This is a genomic window from Streptomyces sp. ME19-01-6, from assembly GCF_033793745.1.
Lineage (GTDB): Bacteria > Actinomycetota > Actinomycetes > Streptomycetales > Streptomycetaceae > Streptomyces.
Genome location: NZ_JARAXF010000043.1, coordinates 70,710 through 87,416, shown reverse-complemented (window position 1 = coordinate 87,416; position 16,707 = coordinate 70,710). Strand labels below are relative to the sequence as shown.

Below are 16,707 nucleotides of genomic sequence, written 5' to 3'. Positions count from 1 at the left end.
AGGGGTGCGTGTCTTGGTGCGCTGCGCGGGCTGGACTGAGGAGCCGCGCAGCGACGGAGGAGCGAGCAGTGACGAGGGAAGCCCGTGCGTTGGAGCGCGCCGGGACTGAGCGGGGGAGAGGGGCATGAGCGGGGCCGGCGCCCCGCGCCCCGGCGACATCGCCATGGGCATCAACCAACTCGAGGGCTATCTGCTGCTCCAGGCGGAACGCGACCGGACCTCGGACCGCGCGCGCCGGTTCGCGGGCCGGCTGGACTGGCTGACCGTCGCCCAGCGCGAGGAGGTCGAACGCCTCTACGCACAGGACCAGTGGGACCTCACCGAGCAGACCCTGCGCAAAGTGGCGCGGCGCGGCGAGGAACTGCGCGTGGAGTACCAGCAGATCTACCACCGACTGCGGCTCCGGCTGCTGGTGGCCGCCCTGCTCGGCGTAATCGCCCTGACCGTCGTCGCCGCCACGCTCGCCGCGGGGTAGCGGCGGACACCCTGGCCGGGGGCGAGCCGAAGGGGCGCGGCCGCCCGCGCCGGAGGCGCTGATGTGCGCAGTGAAAGGGAGCGCGCACGCAGGCCCTGAGGCTGCAATCGCCACGCGGCGGAGCCGCAATCGATTGCAGCCGACTACCGCCGCGTGGTCGACCGTCGACAGCTGAGGCGCTCCGGAGGTGAACCGAGCCTTGAAAAAGGGGGCTACTTGACGAAGTCCGGGAGCACTCGGGCCGGCCAGGTGCCCACCATCAGCATTCCTGCCGCGTAGGCGCGGGACACCAGGGCCGCGCGGTTGGGCGCCTTGAGCTTCCGCAGCATTGAGCTCACGTGGTATTCGACGCCCTGCCTGCTCAGATAGAGCTTGGAGGCAAGCTGCACGGTGGAGGCGCCGGTGGCCACCCCTTCGAGTATCCGGGCCTCCAGGGGGGAGAGCAACGGCCGCCGCAGCGCGGCCGCTTCGTCGGTGGCCGCCTCGTCGTCCGGCTTGACCAGTACGACGATGGCGGACAGCTGGTCCGAGGGGCCCTCGATGGCCGTGCCGGTCAGATCGCCGGAGAACACCTGGCCGTCCGTGCGGCATCCGACGACGCGCTCGGTGAAGCGGGTGCGACGCCCGTCGTGCAGGCGCGAGAAGTGCTCCCGCAGGACGGAAGGCGCGCTGGGGTGCAGCAGATCGAACAGGTCGCGGCCGCACAACTCCGTCGACGAACCGCCGAAGTGGCGGAAGAAGTCGTCGTCGCCCGCGAGGACCCGCAGATCGGAGGTGAGCGTGGCCATGCCGGTGGCAGACCGGCCGGCCCTTTCGGGTGCTCTGGTGCGATCGGGGGTGACCTGGGCAGTGTGGGGGTGGGCAGCCAAGGGTAGTCACCACTTTCTCTCGTATCGGCAACGGCTGTGGAGTCTGGTGACGGGTGTTTAGGTCCGCTTCAAGGTGTATACCAATGCCACGCCCCGTTGTCCCTGACCGTATCCGAAAGACTTGTGCCCGTTTCTGCCCGAATGAAGTTGCCCATCGAGTTGCCCATCCTCACCCGCTGGGAGCCCGGGGTCAGCCGTGTGCGGACAGCTCCGCGCCGCACACCGCAGCCTGGGCCCGCGCGGCGAGGGTCCGCCGGTCGTCCACGCCCGGCAGGGCCGACAGCGGTTGGTGTATCCGCACCCGCACCGTCAGCCCGGCGGCGCCCAGGACCCGCCGCACGGAGCTGCCGAAGTCGTCCTCGCCGACGAAGGCGGCCACCGTGGTCGGCGCTCCGTGCTGGAAGTAGTCCAGGGTCACCGGCCGGACCGGCGCCCCCGCGTCGAGCGCCGCCTGGAAGGTGGCCCGTCTGAAGCGGCCGCCCGTCCCCGCACACCAGGTGACGCCCTGTGGGAAGACCATGACCGAGTGGCCGGAGCGCAGGCGCCCGGACACCGTCGCGACGGTGTCCGGCAGCCCGCGCAGGGTGCCGCGGTCGATGAACAGCGTGCCCGCCCGCCGCACCAGCGAGCCGACCACCGGCCACTGCCCGACCTCCCGCTTGGCCAGCATGGTCACCGGCTCCACGGCGAGCAGGGCGATGATGTCCAGCCAGGAGATGTGGTTCGCGACGACCAGAGTGCCCGGGTGGCCCCGTACGCTCAGCGGCCCGCCGTGCACCTCCAGCCGGATGTCCAGGGCGCCCAGCACCGCCGCGGCGTGGGCGCGCAGCGTGTCGGGCTCGGCGAGCCGCCCGCCGCGCAGCAGCGCCCCCGCCGCCACCCGGGCGAAGGACGCGGTGCGCCCGGCCGCCCGCGCGGCCGGTACGCGCGCGGCGGTGTGCGCCACACAGCGGGCGGTACACGGTGACCAGGCGGCCCACGCGGACCAGGCGGCCCCCGCGACCCCCGTGTGCGAGGGCTCCCGCACCGGGAGAGTCATCGGGGCTCGCCCAGGAAGTAGCGCCGATGGCGGTCGTTCATCCGCTCCGCGTCCAGCAGCACGAAGAAGTCGGCGTCGTCGAAGTCCCGCTCGTGTTGCGGCGCCCCGCACATCCAGGCGCCGATCCGCAGATAGCCGCGCAGCAGGGGCGGCAGCGCGGCGTAGCTCGGCTCGGCGACCAGCGCCCGGGTGGGCATCCAGGGGTCGCGCGGGCGTACCCGCACCTCGGCGGGCGCGGCGTGCCGGGTGGTGCCCAGCAGCCAGGCGTTCGCCGCGGCCTGTCCGCCGTCGGCCAGCGGGACCGAGGCGCAGCCCGCGAGATAGCGGTGTCCTGACAGCAGCACATACCGGGCGAGCCCGGCCCACATCAGGTTGATCACCGCGCCCGAGCGGTGGTCGGGGTGGACACAGGCCCGGCCCGCCTCGACCATCGACGAGCGGACCTCGGCGGGGAGCCCGTGCAGGTCGAACTCGGTGTCCGAGAACAGCCGCTCGCCGCGCCCGGGCGGCAGCAGCCGGTAGGTGCCGACCACGGTGTCCGTCGCCGTGTCGGTGACGATCAGATGGTCCATGACCGCGTCGAACTCGTCCACGTCCCGGTCGGCGACGGCGGTGTGCAGCCGGGCCCCCTTTTCCTGTCCGAAGACCTGGTAACGCAGCCGCTGGGCGGCGTGGATCTGCTCTTCGGTGTCCGCGATCGAGGTGACGTAGGAGCCGGCGTCCGCCGGAACCGGGGTTGTCGAGAGCACGGGCATTCCTGTTCTCCGTTCAGGGAATCGAGCACCAGCGAAGGCCTGGAATGGCTTCGCCAGTGTTGCCCTGGCACGAGAACGCGGCAGTGTCCGGACGGTGATTCGACGACTGCCGGTCGGTGACGAACGTGTGCCACCGCGGGCGCGACACGCGATGTCCATCAGGGCGCACGCGCTGTCCACCCGGGCGACGCCCATGTGCCGCCCGGGACAGGGTTCACCGCTCGGCGGAGTCCGGCAGGGGGAAGCCGAGGGCCTGGGCCGCGTCGACGGGGGTGGGCTGGGACCACAGTTCGGCGACGGATCGCGCCGAGGCGAGCGAGCGGGTCTCGGCCCGGTCGAGGTAGAGCGTGCCGTCGAGGTGGTCCGTCTCGTGCTGGACGATGCGCGCGGGCCACCCCGCGAACTCCTCGTCCAGCTCGCGCCCCCGCTCCTCCTGCCCCCGCAGCCGGATCCGCTCGGGGCGGGCGACCACGGCCTGCCACCCGGGCACGCTGAGGCAGCCCTCGAAGAACGCCGCCCGGCGGCCGGGGTCGCCCACCGGCTCGTACGACGGGTTGACCAGAACCCGGAAGGGCTGCGGCACCCGCCCGCGCGCCTCCCGCACCTCCGCGCCCACCTCTGCCGGGTCCTCGATGACCGCGATCCGCAGGGGAACGCCGATCTGCGGGGCGGCCAGGCCCACGCCCGGGGCGGCGTGCATGGTCTCCCGCATCGCCCGCACCAGCCGGTCCAGCTGCTCGGCGGACAGCTGCCCCTCGTACGGGAGGGCGGGCCGGCGCAGGACCGGGACGCCCGCGGAGACGATGGGCAAGGGGCAGGGGCCGGCGAGGAGTTCGTCGACGAGCTCGGGCAGCGGGGTGGTCGGCATGGGGACAGCCTGGCAAGGGCCGGGCCGCCGCGGCAAACCGAATGTAGTGGAAGGCTGAACAATACGGGGCCGTGGTCCGTACTCTTCGGCGAGCCTTCGGGGAACCCACGCCCCCCGGGGGCTCTCCCGGGTCACGTCGGCCCGGACCGGCTGCCGCTCCGCGGTGACTCTCCCCGTTGTGCGCCGCGGGGCGGCAGCCTCGCCGCATCAGGCCTTCAGACCGGCCATCCATGCCTCGACCTCGTCCGCCTGCCGGGGCAGGCCGGCCGAGAGTTCCTCGGTGCCGTCCTCGGTGACGAGGATGTCGTCCTCGATCCGCACCCCGATGCCTCAGTACTCCTCGGGCACGGTCAGGTCGTCGGGCTGGAAGTACAGCCCGGGCTCGGCGGTGAGCACCATCCCGGGCTCCAGCGTGCCGTTGACGTACATCTCGGTGCGGGCCGCGGCGCAGTCGTGGACGTCGAGCCCGAGCATGTGGCCGGTGCCGTGCAGGGTCCAGCGGCGCTGCATGCCGAGTTCGAGGGCCTTGTCCCCCGACAGGCCGTTCTCGCGTGGCTTTAAGGTCTCGGTCTGTTCGCCCTCGGGGCCTGCGGAGCCTGGAGTTCCTGCTCGGCCTCCTGGCTCTCGGACGTCCGCTCGGTCACATCGAGACCGAGCAGAGCGGGGCGACCTTCCCGATCCGCGTCGTGCCGATGAGCGACGAGACGGTCATCGAGGCGGGCCGCCGGGTGTACCGGGCCGGGGTCTACGTCTCCCTGGTGTTCTTCCCGATCGTCGTACCGCAGGAGGCGGCCAGATGACGGGCACCGCCCGGGCGATCTCGCGCTCCATCCTGTACACGCCCGCGCTGTCGCTGGACCGGGTCGTGGGGGCGTGGTCCTACGACGCGGATATGCATCTGGTCGACCTGGAGGACGCCGTCCCGCCGCCGGAGAAGGCCGCGGCGCGCAGGGTGTGCCGGGCGGCGCTGGAGAAGGCGCCGGAGCCCGCGAACGCCGCCGTGCGCGTCAATGAGCTGGGCACCCTCGAGGCGGTGCACGACCTCGTGATGCTCACCGAATGCCCGGTCAGCCCGGCTTCATCGTGATGACGATGGTGAAGTCCCGGGTCGTGGTGGCGCTGATGCGCGACACCCTCGCCTCGGCGGGGACCCGTCCGGAGATCTATGTGACCGTGGAGACCCCGGCGGCCGTCGCCGACATCGACGCCATCGCGGCGGTTTCCGATGGGCTGATCCTCGGTTCGGCGGACCTCGCCGCCGCCCTGGGCATCGAGATCAGCTGGGCGGGCCTGCTCGCGGCCCGTCAGGCGATGGTCCTGGCCGGCGCCCGGCACGGCACCGCCCTGATCGACACCGCCAACTTCCGGCTGGCCGAGCCCGAAACGCTGGCGGAGGAGATCGACCGGGTGCGCGAGCTGGGCTTCCACGGCAAGGTGACCGTCCATCCGAGCGAACTGGGCGCGATCAACCGGGCCCTGCGGCCCGACCCGGCCGGGCTGCGGATGGCCCGGCGGGTGACGGAGGCCGTACGGGCGGCGGACGGCGGGATCGCGGTCCTGGACGGGAACATGGTCGGCCCGCCGTTCGCCCGGATGGCCCGCGCGACGGTGGCGCGCGGGGACGCCTGGGCCGAGCGGTTCGGCCGGGACGGCGGCGCGGGTGGCAACGGCGAGGGGGCGGGCCATGACCGTCGCTGAGCGCGCCACCGCCGGGCCCGGCAACGTCCCGCCCATCACGGCCGCCGGGACCGGCACCAGCGTGGTGCAGGCGTACGTGGTGCCCCGTAGCTGCCGGCTGGCGATGGTCGCCGACGGCGAGGAGGAGCCACACGATGTCGACGTCGCCCCGGTGTTCGGCCCGTTGGTGTTCGGCGGCCGGCCGGCGGGCATGTTCTCCCGGTTCTTCGGCGATGGCACCACCGGGATCGTCAGTGTCCTGGGCACCAACAGCTCCGACGACTGTGTGGTCGCCGTTTAGCGAAGCGAGGGAGGCGACGCCGCCGGGGCCGGCCGAGCGACACCCGGAGGCGCCGGAGCCGTGTCAGCCGCCCGAGGGGCGGGCCCGTACGTGCATCCGCTCGCCCTGCGCTCCGAAGAGGCTCAGAACCTCGACGGGCTGGTCTCCCGCGCAGGCGAATCCGTGGGGGACACGGGTGTCGAACTCGGCGGCCTCGCCCGCGGTGAGGACGAGGTCGTTCTCGCCCAGAGCGACATGCAGCTGGCCGGAGAGCACATAAAGCCACTCGTATCCTTCGTGGACCTTCTGCTCGGGCCGAGCGTCCTCGGACGTCTGCCGGGCCGGCAGGATCATCTTGTAGGCGTGCAGCCCGCCGAGGTGGCGGGTCAGTGGCACGAAGACCCTGCCGTGCCGGGTGAAGGGCCGCGGATGGATGCGGGGGTCGCCGGTGGCGGGCGCGCCGACCAGTTCGTCCAGCGGCACCAGATGGGCCTTGGCCAGGGGCAGCAGCAGCTCCAGGGTTGGCTTGCGCTGGCCCGACTCCAGACGCGAGAGGGTGCTCACCGAGATTCCGGTCGTCTCGCTCAGCTGGGACAGCGTGGCGCCGCGCGCCTGGCGCAGCGCCCGCAGCCGCGGCCCCACACCCGTCAGCACACTCGCGAAATCGTCATGCGACACCCTCCCATTTGCCGTTCCGGCACGGTGCTTTGTCAAGCGGCCGATATTCCGCTGCACCGCCCGGTCGCCGGATGTGACGATGGCGCCCATGACCGACGTACGCACCGCGCACACCGCTGACCTGGACCCCGCCAGCCTCAAGGCGGTACGAGCCTTCCTCACGTACGAGGTCTTCGAGGGCGACCTGAGCGACCAGGACTGGGAACACGCCCTGGGCGGCATCCACGCCCTGGCCTGGGAGGACGGCAAGCTGATCGGCCATGCGTCCGTGGTGCAGCGGCGGCTGCTGCACGGCGGGCGGGCGCTGCGCGCGGGCTATGTGGAGGGTGTCGGGGTGCGAGCGGACAAACGACGGCAGGGCCATGGCGCGGCCCTGATGGCGGAGTTGGAGCGGGTGGTGCGCGGCGCGTACGACCTCGGCGCGCTGTCCTCCAGCCAGGAGGGGCGGGACTTCTACCTGGCGCGCGGCTGGCAGCGGTGGCAGGGGCCGACCTCGGCGCTCACCCCCGAGGGCATCAGGCGCACCGCGGACGAGGACGGGTGGATCTTCGTCTTCCCCGCGGCGGCCCGGCTGGACCTGTCCGCCGAGCTGATCTGCGACTGGCGCGACGGCGACGTCTGGTAGCGAGCGGGCCCGCTGACGCCTGTTTCCTCCGCTCCCGCCTGGGCACCCCGGTAGCCGCAACCATCCGGTCGCCCAGGAAGAGAGCAACCATGAAAGCTGTCGTGTGGCACTCCGTCGGCGACATCCGCCTCGAGGAGGTGCATCAACCCAAGATCCAGGACGCGTATGACGCGATCGTACGGATCACCACCTCGGCGATCTGCGGCACCGATCTGCACTTTGTGCGGGGCACCATGACGGGCATGCGGGAGGGGCGGATCCTCGGCCATGAGGCGGTGGGCATCGTCGAGGAGGTGGCCGGCGGGGTGCGCAACTTCCGCCCCGGCGACCGGGTGGTGATCCCCTCCACGGTCGCCTGCGGGGTGTGCAGCTACTGCCGGGCCGGCTACCACGCCCAGTGCGACCGGGCCAACCCCCACGGGCCCCTGGCGGGCAGCACCTTCTTCGGCGGCCCCGAGCCCGCCGGGGGACTGGACGGGCTGCAGGCGGAGTACGCCCGGGTCCCGTACGCGCACACCGGGCTTGTGCCGCTGCCCGACTCCGTGGACGACGCGCAGGCCGTCCTGCTCTCGGACATCTACCCCACCGCGTGGTTCGGCGCGGGGCTCGCCGAGATCGGCACCGGGGACACGGTCGTGGTGCTCGGCGCGGGGCCCGTCGGACAGGCCGCGATCTCCTGCGCCCGGCTGCGCGGGGCGGGCCGGGTCATCGTCGTCGACGGGGTCGTCGACCGGCTCGAACTGGCCCAGCGGCAGCACGCCGAGACGGTCGACTTCAACGCCGAGGAGCCGGTGTCCGCGGTGCGCGAGCTGACCGGTGGCATCGGCGCGGACCGGGTCATCGACGCCGTCGGCATCGACGCCGCATGCCCGGACCACGGCCCCGCGGCCGACGGCCTGGCCGGGCAGCGGGAGGAGTTCGCCCACGAGGTGCGGGAGACCGCCCCCGAGCAGAACCCGGACGACCAGGGCACCTGGCGGCCCGGCGACGCCCCGTCGCTGGCCACCCGCTGGGCCATCCAGATGGCCGCCAAGGCCGGCACGCTGGGGATCGTGGGCGTCTACCCGCCGCAGGCGCAACACTTCCCGATCGGCGAGGCGTTCCAGAAGAACCTCACCGTCAAGATGGGCAATTGCCACCACCGCCACTATCTGCCCCATCTGGTCTCGATGGTCGCCTCCGGCGAGCTCGACCCCTCCCCGCTGATCACCCACTGGTCGGGCACCCAGGACGCCATCGAGGCATACCGCGCCTTCGACCGCCGCGAACAGGGCTGGACCAAGGTGGCCCTGGGCATCGGCGGACCCGGCAGCGTGGCCCCGGGCCGGGGCGCGGCGGCCGGCACCGGCGCGGCCACCACGGCCGGGGCGCACGACTGACCGGAGCGCGGCCGCCCCGGAGGTGGTTGTTTCCGGCCACGGGCGGGTACCCGGCAGGTGTTCAGCAGTGGAGGTGATCAACCATGCCTGGACGCGAGGAGCTTCCCTCGACGCTGGAACGCTCCCCAGAGGACGCCCAGCGCACCTGGATCAAGGCCCATGACTCGGCGGTCGAACAGTACGGCGAGGGCGAGCGGGCCCACCGGGTGGCGTACGGCGCCCTCAAGCACAAGTACGAGAAGATCGGCGACCACTGGGAGCGCAAGGAGAAGGGGCGCAAGGGGCCGTCCGACCCGCGGTCGGCACGTCCGCGCGGCGCCGGTGGCCGCACCGGCGAGGGGGTCGACGAGCAGTCCTCCAAGCAGCACCTGTACGACGTGGCCAAGCGGCTGGACGTCGAGGGCCGGTCCCAGATGAGCAAGCCGGACCTGCTGGAGGCCATCCGCAAGAAGAACCGCACAGCGACCCGGCAGGCCCGCGAGGACCGCTGACGCGCCGACACCCCCGGACACCCCCGCACCAGCCGTCCGCACCACCGCCCCTGACCCCGTGGCGGGGTCAGGGGCGGTGGTGCGGACGCGGGTCAGCGCCCGCCGGGTTCGGGCAGGCGGCCGACGGCCTCCAGCACCTCGGCCACCGTGATGCGCAGCAGCCGCTCGTCGGGGCGGTCGCCGTGCGCGTCGCCCGGCCGGGCCTCGCCGCCCGTGGTGTCGTGCCACAGCGTGCGGTGCAGCGGGGACCCCGGTGGCCCCCACAGACGCGGGGCCACCGGGCCGAACAGCACCGCGGACGGCGTGCCGTGGGCGGTGGCCAGATGCGCGAGACCGGTGTCCCCGACGATCACCGCCCGGGCTCCGGCAACGAGCGCGGACAGTTCGGCGAACGGCACATCCGCCGCGCCCCCCAGCACGCGGGAGGACGGCAGCCCGGCCGCCCGTGCCACCGCGCGGGCCAGCGGCCCCTCCCCGTCGCCCGCGGTGATCACCACCCGGTGCCCGGCCGCGCTCAGCGCGCGGGCCACGGCCGCGAACCGCGCGGCGGGCCAGCGCCGGGCCGCCGCGTCCGCGCCCGGGTGCACGACCACCGCGCCCGGGGCGGGGGAGGGGCGGCAGGGGGCCGGAAGCCGCAGATCGGCGGGGTCGGCCGGGACGCCGTACCAGGCCAGCAGGCGGCACCAGCGGTCCCGCTCGTGTTCGTCCTCGCGCCACACCGGACCGGGCAGCTCCGGCGTGCCGGGGTGCCGGTACGCGAACAGCCGCACGGGCCGCAGCCCCCGCAGCAGCAGATGGCTGGGCGGGCCGTTGCCGTGCAGATCCACCGCGAGGTCGGGCGGCGGCCCGCGCCACTCGATCCGGCGGGGCACCGCCCGGCCCGGGGCCTCGGCGGGCAGCAGATGGTCCACCACTCCGGTGGCGGCTGCCGCCTCCGCCATCCGGGCGGGCGCGGCCAGCAGCAACTCGTGCCCCGGGTACGCCCGGCGAAGCGCGCGCAGCGCCGGGACGGCGGTGAGCAGATCGCCCAGGCCCAGCGCGCGCAGCACCACCAGCCGCGGGCGGGCCGCCCCGCGGGCGCGGCCCGGGGCGGGCCGGTGGCCGGTCCCGGCCCTCGGCGTCTGCGGCCGGCGGCGATACGGCTCGGTCACGGGCGGGGCCGGGCGGGGGCGCGGGCGGCCCGGCGGGCGAGTTCGGTGGTGGAACGGCCGTCCAGATACGGCAGGACGAGCGCCTGCCCGCCCCACTCGCGCAGCACGGCGGTCTCCGGCAGCGCGTCCACGCTGTAGTCACCGCCCTTGACCCAGACGTCCGGGCGCAGGACGCGCAGCACGGCCTCCGGAGTGTCCTCGTGGAAGACGGCGACCGCGTCGACACAGCCGAGCCCGGCCAGCACGCGCACCCGGTCGGCCAGCGGGGTGATCGGCCGGCCCGGGCCCTTCAGACGGCGGACCGAGGCGTCGGAGTTGACGCACACGATGAGGCAGTCGCCAGTGCGCCGGGCGTTCTGCAGCAGCCCGACATGGCCGGCGTGCAGCAGGTCGAAGCAGCCTCCGGTGGCCACGACGGTGCCGCCGCGGGCGCGTACGGACTCGGCGAGGCAGAGGGCGCCTCCCAGCGGCAGCCGGTGGAGGGCGTCGGCGGGCGGCGGATCCCCCGCGCCATCGGCACGGCCCGCGAGCCCGCCCCATCCGTCACCGCCCCATTCGTCAGCGTTCCCCCTGTGACCGTTCCCCCTGTGACCGTCCCGCGGGGCACCGTCCCAGAGGGCGGCGTCGTCCGCCCCGCCCGCCGCCACGAATGCCGTGGCCTCGGCGACGGCCCGCTGGACCGCCTCCTCGGGCAGCCCCCCGTCCGCGAGCGCGGTCACCGCCGTTACGGCGAAGCAGTCGCCCGCTCCGCAGGGGTCGCCGTCGGCCGCGTAGGGCGCGGGAAGATACATCGGATCGCCGCTGCCCGCGCGGGTGAGGATCGCGCCGCGCCCGCCCAGCGTGATCGTCACCGCCGCGGCCCGCCAGCGCTCCGCGAGCCGCGCGCCACGGACGCCGTGGGCGCGCAGCGAGTCGTCCTCTGCTGCCACACGGTCCGGGGCGGACCAGGCGCGCGCCTCCGCGGCGTTGGGCGTGGCCAGCCGCACCCCCGGCACGGGGTGCGCCCCGCGCGGGTGGGGGTCCCAGACGAAGGGGCGGCCGCGGGCGGCCTCGGCCAGCAGGGGCCGCAGCGCGGCGGCCGTGCCCCGGCCGTAGTCGGAGACCAGGACGGCACAGGCCTCGCGGAGCACCGTGCCCGCGGCCCCGCCCGGCGGGCCGGGGGTGCCGCCGCCGCGGTCGACGCGCACCAGCGGGCGGCCCCCGGCGCGGACCCGGGTCTTGACCGGCAGGCTGCCGTCCAGCGGCAGCTCGACCAGCCGGACCCGCGGCTCCAGCGCCGCACGTACCGCCGCGCTGGCCGGGTCGCCGCCCAGCGCGGTGACCAGCACCACCTCCCGGCCGTGGCGGGCGGCGAGGACAGCGGCCAGCCCCGCGCCGCCGGGCCGGGTGCGGTCCGCCACGACATCGACGACCGGGGCGGGGGCGTCGGGCGCCAGCCGGGTGGCCTCGCCGTCGAGATCCTGGTCCAGAAGAGCGTCGCCGACGACGACGAGCGGGCGCTGGGCGGTCATGGGCACCTCCGGGGCGGGGTGGGAGTGCGTGGTCCGGCGGGGTTACGGCAGCGGCGCGGGGTCATGCCGCGCCCCGGCCCCACGACCCCCATGGCGCCCCGGCCGCGGCCGAGGCGGGCCGGTGACCCGCCGCCGCGTCGAACGCCTCACACATCAGGTGCAGCGCCACCAGGTGGGCCTCCTGGACGGTGGCGGTGGAATCGGAGCCGATGCACAGCGCCTCGTCGGCGCTCGCGGCCAGCGGATTCGGACGGGGGCCGGTCAGCGCCCACACTCGCAGCCCGGCCGCCCGGCCGGTGTCCGCGGCCCCGAGCAGGTTGGCGCTGCGCCCCGAGGTCGACATCAGGACCAGCACGTCCCCGGGGCGTCCGTGGGCGGCGACCTGCCGCGCGTACAGCTCCTCGAAGCCGTAGTCGTTGCCGATGGCGGTCACGCTGGAGGTGTCGGTGTGCAGCGCGATGGCGGAGTACGCCGGGCGCTCGTCCCGGTAGCGGCCGACGAGCTCGGCGGTCAGATGCTGGGCCTGGGCGGCGCTGCCGCCGTTCCCCGCCGCCAGCAGCCGCCCGCCGACCGGCAGTACGGCGGCCAGCTGGCGGCCCCAGGCGGCGACCTGGCCGAGGCCGTGTTCCCGGAGGCGGCTCAGCGCGTCCTGCAGCGACTGGCAGTGCGCGTGTGCCGCGCGCAGCGAATCGGTCATGGCGTACGGGGCCGGCCGGACGGCCGTGCGGCCCCTGCCTCCCTTCCCGGGGCTCGGGGGTGTTCGGGAGCGTGAGCCGAAGGGGCCGAGGCAGCCCCAGAGGCGAACAGAGCCCCCGTAAAGAGCGGGCAGCGGGGTCGGTTCATGCCGCTCCGCGGACCTGGGCCGGGCGCCGGGCCAGCACCTCGCGGTAGATGTCTTCGGTCGCGGCCGCGACGCGGTCCCAGCCGTAGCGGGCCAGCACCCGGCGGCGGCCCGCGCTGCCGCAGGCGGCACGTAGACCCGGGTCGCCCAGCAGCTCGCCTACGGCCTCGGCCAGGGCGATCGGGTCGCGCGGCGGGACGAGCCGGCCGGTGCCGGGGTCGACGACGGTGTCCCGCTGTCCGCCGACGGCGCTGGCGACCACGGGCGTCCCGCACCCCATGGCCTCCAGTGGCACGATGCCGAACGGCTCGTAGTCCGCCGGGCACAGGGCCACGTCGGCGCCGCGCAGCAGCGCCGGCACCTGCTCGCGGGGCAGCCCGCCGGTGAACCGGACCCGGTCGGCGACCCGCAGCCGGCGGGCGAGGGCGCGCAGCCGGCCCACCTCCGGGTCGTCGTCGAGGCGGCCGGGCGGCGGGCCGCCCGCGATGACCAACTCGGCCTCCGGCAGCAGGGCGAGGGCGGCCAGGGAGATCTCGGCGCCCTTGCGCGGCACCAGCCGGCCCACCTGCACCAGCAGAGGGCGCCGGGAGCGGCGGGGCGCGGTCGGCCCCTCGGGGGTGAAACGGTCGGTGTCCACGCCGCACGGCACGACGGCGGCGCGCTCGACCGGCAGGCCCATCGCGGCGAGTTCGGCCACTTCGTCCCGGCAGGTGGCGATGATGCGGTCGCAGGCCTCGCCGACCTCGGTCTCGCAGCCGATACGGCTCGGCGGGCTGGTGTCGGCGTTCCGCTGGTGACGTCGCTTGACCGTGCCGAGGGCGTGGTAGGTGTGCGTGAACGGCAGGTCGAGCTCGCGCACCGCCTGGAGGGTGGCGAGGCCGGACATCCAGAAGTGCGAGTGGGCCAGATCGGGCGGCTCGTCGCGCCACCACCGTGCCAGGCACCGGCCGAAGTCCGGCATGTAGGGGAGCAGTTCGTCCTTGGGCACGGCGCGCGGCGGCCCGGCGGGCACATGCCGCAGCATGACGCCCGGCCGCAGCGGCACGGCCGGCGCCAGGTCCGGCCGGTCCCGGCGGGTGTAGACGGTGACGCGGTGGCCCCGTTCGGCGAGCGCCGCCGCGAGCTGGGCGACGTGGACGTTCTGGCCTCCGGCGTCCGCCCCGCCCAGCGCGGCGAGCGGGCTGGCGTGTTCCGAGACGAGGGCGATGGCCAGGCCGTCGCGGGGGATCAGCTCCGGCATCAGCGGGTCACCTCGTCCAGCAGCCGTTCCCAGTCGTCCAGGAAGCGTTTGAGACCGTACCGGTCGAGCGCCGCGCGGCGGGCCCGCGCCCCGTCCTCGGCCGCCGCCCGCGGCTCGTGGAGATAGCTCCGGGCGGCGTGGGCCAGGGCCTCGGGGCGGGTGGAGAGCACACCGGCGCCCTCGGGCACCGCCTCGACCGCCTCGGTGGTGGCCAGCCCGACGACGGGCATGCCCAGGTGCATGGCCTCCAGGAGGGCCAGCCCGAGCGAGGTCCAGCGCACCGGGTGCAGATACAGGCGGCGGCGGGCCATCTCGGTGTGCAGCCGGGCCTGCGGCAGGTCCGCGCAGCGCAGACGGTCCCCGGTCACCCCCAGGTGGGCGGCGAGCCGTTCCGTGCGCATGCCGAAGACGTCGAGGGGCGCCGCCCGGCTCAGCGCGGGCAGCAGGTCGGTGCCGGTGGTGCGGCCCCGCCGGACCGGGTCGTTGACGACGACGGCGGCGCGGTCCAGCTCCCCGGTGTACCGGTGGCCCGGGTCGACGACGCCGTGCTCGACGACGGTGGTGGGGGCGGTGCCGCTGTTCCACAGGAGCCGGTTGAAGTGGGTGACGTGCACCAGGGTCACGCCGCGCAGGTCGTCCCGGTCGGCGCAGGGGTGGCGGGTGTGGGGGACGTCGCCGTCCGGCGCGTTGTGCTCCACGTAGACGGCGGGCACATCGCGCCCGGGGCGGCGGCCGCCCAGCCAGCACTCGGCGAGGGCGGCCTCGTGCGGCCGTTGGAGGACCACCAGGTCGACCTGGGCGTCCCGCAGCCGTACGGGGCTCAGCTCGGCGACCGAGGCGGGCCAGGGATATGTGCGGGCGCGGCCGAGGCCGTCCGGCCCGCGGTCGGGGAGGACCGGCACCAGGTAGCGGTGCGGGCCCTGGACGAACGCGGTGGTCCAGGAGCCGTGCACATGCCAGATCAGGATGTTCATGCGCTCACCTCCTCCTTGGGTTCAACGGGTCCTCAGCAGCCAGTCGAGGCCGGCCAGCACCTCCGCGTCGGTCACCGAATCCAGGCACGGGTGCCCCAGCACCGGGCACACGCGTGCCCGGGTCCCGGCGCACGGCGCGTCCTGCCGGCCCAGCAGCACGTACGGCACGCGGTAGGGCGCCCACCACTCGGCGGGGACGACGGGGGCGAACAGGCAGACGACGGGTGTGCCGACCGCGGCGGCCAGAGGGGAGGGGCCGGTGTTGCCGGTCACCACGACCGCGGCCCGCGCCAGCACCCCGGCCAGCTCCGGAAAGCTGGTGCGGCCCCCGAGGTCGAGTGCGCAGTCCCCGGCCACGGCGGCGGTCAGCTCCTTCTCCGCCGGCCCTCCGGTCACCACCACGCGGTGCCCCGCCCCGTCCAGCGCGGCGACCGCCCGTACCGCCCGCTCCGGGCTCCAGGCGCGGGCGCCGACAGCCGCGCCCGGGTGGACCACGACGTACGGATCGGTCCCGGTCAGCGGCGTAGTGTCCGGGGGTGTGACGATGCCCAGAGCCCCGTCGTCCCCGCGCGGGAGCGCGAATCCGGACGCCTCGGCGAGGTCCAGGGCGGCGCGCGCCTCGTGGCGGTGCGGTGCCCGGCGGTGCCGCAGGTCCAGCAGCGCGCCCGGATAGTGCTCGCTGTCGGCGGCGACCCAGGGGATCTCGGCCAGCTTCAGCAGCAGCGCGGCGGGCAGCGGGCTCTGGTGGTACGAGGCCAGCACCAGCGCCCGGTCGAAGCGCCGGGCGGACACCGCGTCGAGCAGCGCGTCGGTGGTCTCCCGGCGCACCGGGGCCGGGTCAAGGCCCACCCAGGGCGCGTCGTGGACCAGCACCTCGTCCACCCCCGGCAGCAGCCGCGCCGCCGGTTCGCCGAGCGGCCCGCACAGCACCGCCGTATACGCCGACCCGGCCGCGGCGGCGCGCACCGCCGGCCCGGCGAGCAGCACGTCGCCCGCGCTGTCGAGCCGCACGACGAGCGTGCGCGGCCTCACGGTGCCCCTCCGCGTCGCGGGCCCCGGAAGGCCGCCCGGCCCGGGTCGAGCAGCCGCCGCACCGCGGTCGGCAGGTCGGGCGCGCTCTCCTCGGCCGCGGCGATCTCCTCGGGGCGGGTCGCGGGCGTGGGCACCAGCACCCCTCGCGCGCCCGCCGCGCGGGCGGCCGCCAGGTCGGAGCCGATGTCCCCGATGACGGCGGTGCGGGCGGGATCGACCCCGAGCTCCGCGCAGGCGGCGTACACCAGACCGGGCGCGGGCTTGCGGCAGCCGCACTCGTCGGCTACGTCATGCGGACACACCGCCCATACGCCGAGCGGCCCCAGCAGCTCCTCGACGCGCCGGGCCACGGCCGCCACGCCCTGCCGTGTCAGCAGCCCCCGCGCGACGCCCGACTGATTGCTCACCACCCCCACGGCCAGCCCGTGTCCCCGCACGTCCTTCACGGCGGCCTGGGCCCCGGGCCTGGGCCGCACCCGGCCCGGGTCCCCGTTGTACGGGACGTCCTCGATCAGCGTCCCGTCCCGGTCGAACAGCACGGCGGCGAGCGGCGGCGGCCCGCCGGGCGGACCGGGACGCGGCCGACGCACGCGGGGACGGGCCGGGGCGAACATCCAGGGCCCGCCGACCGCGACGTGGGGTGCGCATGGGGCTGATGTGATCAACACGTCCTAGTGAGTAACCCGTTCAAACGCGACGAAACGTTACGATTGGCGACATTCTGGAGACGCCACTGCGGGTTTCGGAGCAGCCGGCACGCGTCGATCACAACTCCGAAACGTTGGCGCGGGCGAGGCGCAGCCGACTGAGCTGGAGCAACGG

The 16,707-nt window shown here is 75.0% G+C and carries 19 protein-coding genes and 2 pseudogenes; 8 read left to right on the top strand and 13 right to left on the bottom strand.

Features of this window, described 5'->3' with window-relative positions; genetic code table 11:
• The first annotated feature begins 124 nt into the window (after positions 1 to 124).
• Entirely contained in the window at positions 125 to 475 is a 351-nt protein-coding gene (locus PV419_RS47885) for a hypothetical protein (RefSeq protein ID WP_319699985.1), read from the top strand.
• A gap of 212 nt (positions 476 to 687) precedes the next feature.
• Here PV419_RS47885 and PV419_RS47880 read toward each other — a convergent pair whose 3' ends face one another.
• The 5 genes and pseudogenes from PV419_RS47880 to PV419_RS47860 all read right to left on the bottom strand — a co-directional run.
• Positions 688 to 1,263: a helix-turn-helix transcriptional regulator gene (locus PV419_RS47880; RefSeq protein ID WP_319699983.1), complete on the bottom strand. Its 576-nt coding sequence runs from the start codon at positions 1,261 to 1,263 to the stop codon at positions 688 to 690.
• 271 nt (positions 1,264 to 1,534) lie between these two features.
• Positions 1,535 to 2,290, bottom strand: coding sequence for a lysophospholipid acyltransferase family protein (locus PV419_RS47875; RefSeq protein WP_319699981.1), 756 nt, complete (start codon positions 2,288 to 2,290; stop codon positions 1,535 to 1,537).
• 89 nt (positions 2,291 to 2,379) lie between these two features.
• Positions 2,380 to 3,138, bottom strand: coding sequence for a GNAT family N-acetyltransferase (locus PV419_RS47870; protein ID WP_319699980.1), 759 nt, complete (start codon positions 3,136 to 3,138; stop codon positions 2,380 to 2,382).
• Positions 3,139 to 3,352: 214 nt separating this feature from the next.
• The gene (locus PV419_RS47865; RefSeq protein WP_319699978.1) at positions 3,353 to 4,006 is read right to left on the bottom strand and encodes a peptide deformylase; all 654 of its coding nucleotides are present in this window, start codon (positions 4,004 to 4,006) and stop codon (positions 3,353 to 3,355) included.
• Between the two features lie 207 nt (positions 4,007 to 4,213).
• Positions 4,214 to 4,537, bottom strand: a pseudogene (locus PV419_RS47860) (M24 family metallopeptidase); the annotation flags it as partial.
• Between the two features lie 113 nt (positions 4,538 to 4,650).
• Here PV419_RS47860 and PV419_RS47855 point away from each other — a divergent pair.
• From PV419_RS47855 to PV419_RS47840, 4 genes and pseudogenes are all read left to right on the top strand, one after another.
• Positions 4,651 to 4,782: pseudogene (locus tag PV419_RS47855) on the top strand (aminotransferase class I and II); the annotation flags it as partial.
• Positions 4,783 to 4,802: 20 nt separating this feature from the next.
• Positions 4,803 to 5,093 carry an aldolase/citrate lyase family protein gene (locus PV419_RS47850; protein WP_319699976.1) on the top strand — a complete coding sequence of 97 codons (291 nt, stop codon included), beginning with the start codon at positions 4,803 to 4,805 and terminating at the stop codon, positions 5,091 to 5,093.
• Entirely contained in the window at positions 5,066 to 5,704 is a 639-nt protein-coding gene (locus PV419_RS47845) for an aldolase/citrate lyase family protein (RefSeq protein ID WP_319699974.1), read from the top strand. The genes PV419_RS47850 and PV419_RS47845 overlap by 28 nt, the downstream gene beginning before the upstream one ends.
• The gene (locus PV419_RS47840) at positions 5,691 to 5,984 is read left to right on the top strand and encodes a hypothetical protein (RefSeq protein WP_415925530.1); all 294 of its coding nucleotides are present in this window, start codon (positions 5,691 to 5,693) and stop codon (positions 5,982 to 5,984) included. The genes PV419_RS47845 and PV419_RS47840 overlap by 14 nt, the downstream gene beginning before the upstream one ends.
• Positions 5,985 to 6,047: 63 nt before the next feature.
• Here the strand turns inward: PV419_RS47840 and PV419_RS47835 are convergent, their stop codons facing one another.
• On the bottom strand, positions 6,048 to 6,641 hold the full coding sequence (locus PV419_RS47835) for an XRE family transcriptional regulator (protein ID WP_319699972.1): 594 nt from the start codon (positions 6,639 to 6,641) through the stop codon (positions 6,048 to 6,050).
• Positions 6,642 to 6,720: 79 nt separating this feature from the next.
• Between PV419_RS47835 and PV419_RS47830 the strand changes: the two genes are divergently transcribed.
• The 3 genes from PV419_RS47830 to PV419_RS47820 all read left to right on the top strand — a co-directional run bounded on the left by PV419_RS47830 (position 6,721) and on the right by PV419_RS47820 (position 9,136).
• Positions 6,721 to 7,266, top strand: a complete 546-nt coding sequence (locus PV419_RS47830; protein ID WP_415925529.1) for a GNAT family N-acetyltransferase — start codon at positions 6,721 to 6,723, stop codon at positions 7,264 to 7,266.
• 89 nt (positions 7,267 to 7,355) lie between these two features.
• A complete protein-coding gene (locus tag PV419_RS47825) occupies positions 7,356 to 8,645 on the top strand; it encodes a zinc-dependent alcohol dehydrogenase (RefSeq protein WP_319699968.1) in 1,290 nt (429 codons plus the stop codon).
• 83 nt (positions 8,646 to 8,728) lie between these two features.
• Positions 8,729 to 9,136: a ChaB family protein gene (locus PV419_RS47820; protein WP_319699966.1), complete on the top strand. Its 408-nt coding sequence runs from the start codon at positions 8,729 to 8,731 to the stop codon at positions 9,134 to 9,136.
• A gap of 92 nt (positions 9,137 to 9,228) precedes the next feature.
• On the opposite strand, the gene PV419_RS47815 is transcribed toward PV419_RS47820, so the two are convergent.
• The 7 genes from PV419_RS47815 to PV419_RS47785 form a co-directional block, all read right to left on the bottom strand.
• Positions 9,229 to 10,287 (bottom strand): glycosyltransferase family 9 protein, encoded by a 1,059-nt coding sequence (locus tag PV419_RS47815; RefSeq protein WP_415925528.1) that lies wholly within the window; start codon positions 10,285 to 10,287, stop codon positions 9,229 to 9,231.
• Positions 10,284 to 11,798: a D-glycero-beta-D-manno-heptose 1-phosphate adenylyltransferase gene (gene rfaE2, locus PV419_RS47810; protein WP_319699965.1), complete on the bottom strand. Its 1,515-nt coding sequence runs from the start codon at positions 11,796 to 11,798 to the stop codon at positions 10,284 to 10,286. The genes PV419_RS47815 and rfaE2 overlap by 4 nt, the downstream gene beginning before the upstream one ends.
• Before the next feature lie 61 nt (positions 11,799 to 11,859).
• The gene (locus PV419_RS47805; RefSeq protein WP_319699963.1) at positions 11,860 to 12,495 is read right to left on the bottom strand and encodes an SIS domain-containing protein; all 636 of its coding nucleotides are present in this window, start codon (positions 12,493 to 12,495) and stop codon (positions 11,860 to 11,862) included.
• 142 nt (positions 12,496 to 12,637) lie between these two features.
• Positions 12,638 to 13,879 (bottom strand): glycosyltransferase, encoded by a 1,242-nt coding sequence (locus tag PV419_RS47800; protein WP_319699961.1) that lies wholly within the window; start codon positions 13,877 to 13,879, stop codon positions 12,638 to 12,640.
• Positions 13,879 to 14,853: a glycosyltransferase gene (locus tag PV419_RS47795; protein ID WP_319699959.1), complete on the bottom strand. Its 975-nt coding sequence runs from the start codon at positions 14,851 to 14,853 to the stop codon at positions 13,879 to 13,881. Before PV419_RS47795 ends, PV419_RS47800 begins: the two co-directional genes overlap by 1 nt.
• Positions 14,854 to 14,874: 21 nt before the next feature.
• Positions 14,875 to 15,885: a glycosyltransferase family 9 protein gene (locus PV419_RS47790; protein WP_319699958.1), complete on the bottom strand. Its 1,011-nt coding sequence runs from the start codon at positions 15,883 to 15,885 to the stop codon at positions 14,875 to 14,877.
• Positions 15,882 to 16,499 (bottom strand): D-glycero-alpha-D-manno-heptose-1,7-bisphosphate 7-phosphatase, encoded by a 618-nt coding sequence (locus tag PV419_RS47785; RefSeq protein ID WP_415925536.1) that lies wholly within the window; start codon positions 16,497 to 16,499, stop codon positions 15,882 to 15,884. The genes PV419_RS47790 and PV419_RS47785 overlap by 4 nt, the downstream gene beginning before the upstream one ends.
• Positions 16,500 to 16,707 lie beyond the last annotated feature (208 nt).

Excerpts from the sequence above, each read along its gene's own strand:
- PV419_RS47830 (WP_415925529.1), top strand. The coding sequence starts at position 6,721 with ATGGCGCCCATGACCGACGTACGCACCGCGCACACCGCTGACCTGGAC.
- PV419_RS47845 (WP_319699974.1), top strand. The coding sequence starts at position 5,066 with ATGCCCGGTCAGCCCGGCTTCATCGTGATGACGATGGTGAAGTCCCGG.
- PV419_RS47840 (WP_415925530.1), top strand. The coding sequence starts at position 5,691 with ATGACCGTCGCTGAGCGCGCCACCGCCGGGCCCGGCAACGTCCCGCCC.
- PV419_RS47825 (WP_319699968.1), top strand. The coding sequence starts at position 7,356 with ATGAAAGCTGTCGTGTGGCACTCCGTCGGCGACATCCGCCTCGAGGAG.
- PV419_RS47805 (WP_319699963.1), bottom strand. The coding sequence starts at position 12,495 with ATGACCGATTCGCTGCGCGCGGCACACGCGCACTGCCAGTCGCTGCAG.
- PV419_RS47885 (WP_319699985.1), top strand. The coding sequence starts at position 125 with ATGAGCGGGGCCGGCGCCCCGCGCCCCGGCGACATCGCCATGGGCATC.
- PV419_RS47850 (WP_319699976.1), top strand. The coding sequence starts at position 4,803 with ATGACGGGCACCGCCCGGGCGATCTCGCGCTCCATCCTGTACACGCCC.
- PV419_RS47800 (WP_319699961.1), bottom strand. The coding sequence starts at position 13,879 with ATGCCGGAGCTGATCCCCCGCGACGGCCTGGCCATCGCCCTCGTCTCG.
- PV419_RS47785 (WP_415925536.1), bottom strand. The coding sequence starts at position 16,499 with ATGTTCGCCCCGGCCCGTCCCCGCGTGCGTCGGCCGCGTCCCGGTCCG.
- PV419_RS47865 (WP_319699978.1), bottom strand. The coding sequence starts at position 4,006 with ATGCCGACCACCCCGCTGCCCGAGCTCGTCGACGAACTCCTCGCCGGC.
- PV419_RS47880 (WP_319699983.1), bottom strand. The coding sequence starts at position 1,263 with ATGGCCACGCTCACCTCCGATCTGCGGGTCCTCGCGGGCGACGACGAC.
- rfaE2 (WP_319699965.1), bottom strand. The coding sequence starts at position 11,798 with ATGACCGCCCAGCGCCCGCTCGTCGTCGTCGGCGACGCTCTTCTGGAC.
- PV419_RS47795 (WP_319699959.1), bottom strand. The coding sequence starts at position 14,853 with ATGAACATCCTGATCTGGCATGTGCACGGCTCCTGGACCACCGCGTTC.
- PV419_RS47820 (WP_319699966.1), top strand. The coding sequence starts at position 8,729 with ATGCCTGGACGCGAGGAGCTTCCCTCGACGCTGGAACGCTCCCCAGAG.
- PV419_RS47870 (WP_319699980.1), bottom strand. The coding sequence starts at position 3,138 with ATGCCCGTGCTCTCGACAACCCCGGTTCCGGCGGACGCCGGCTCCTAC.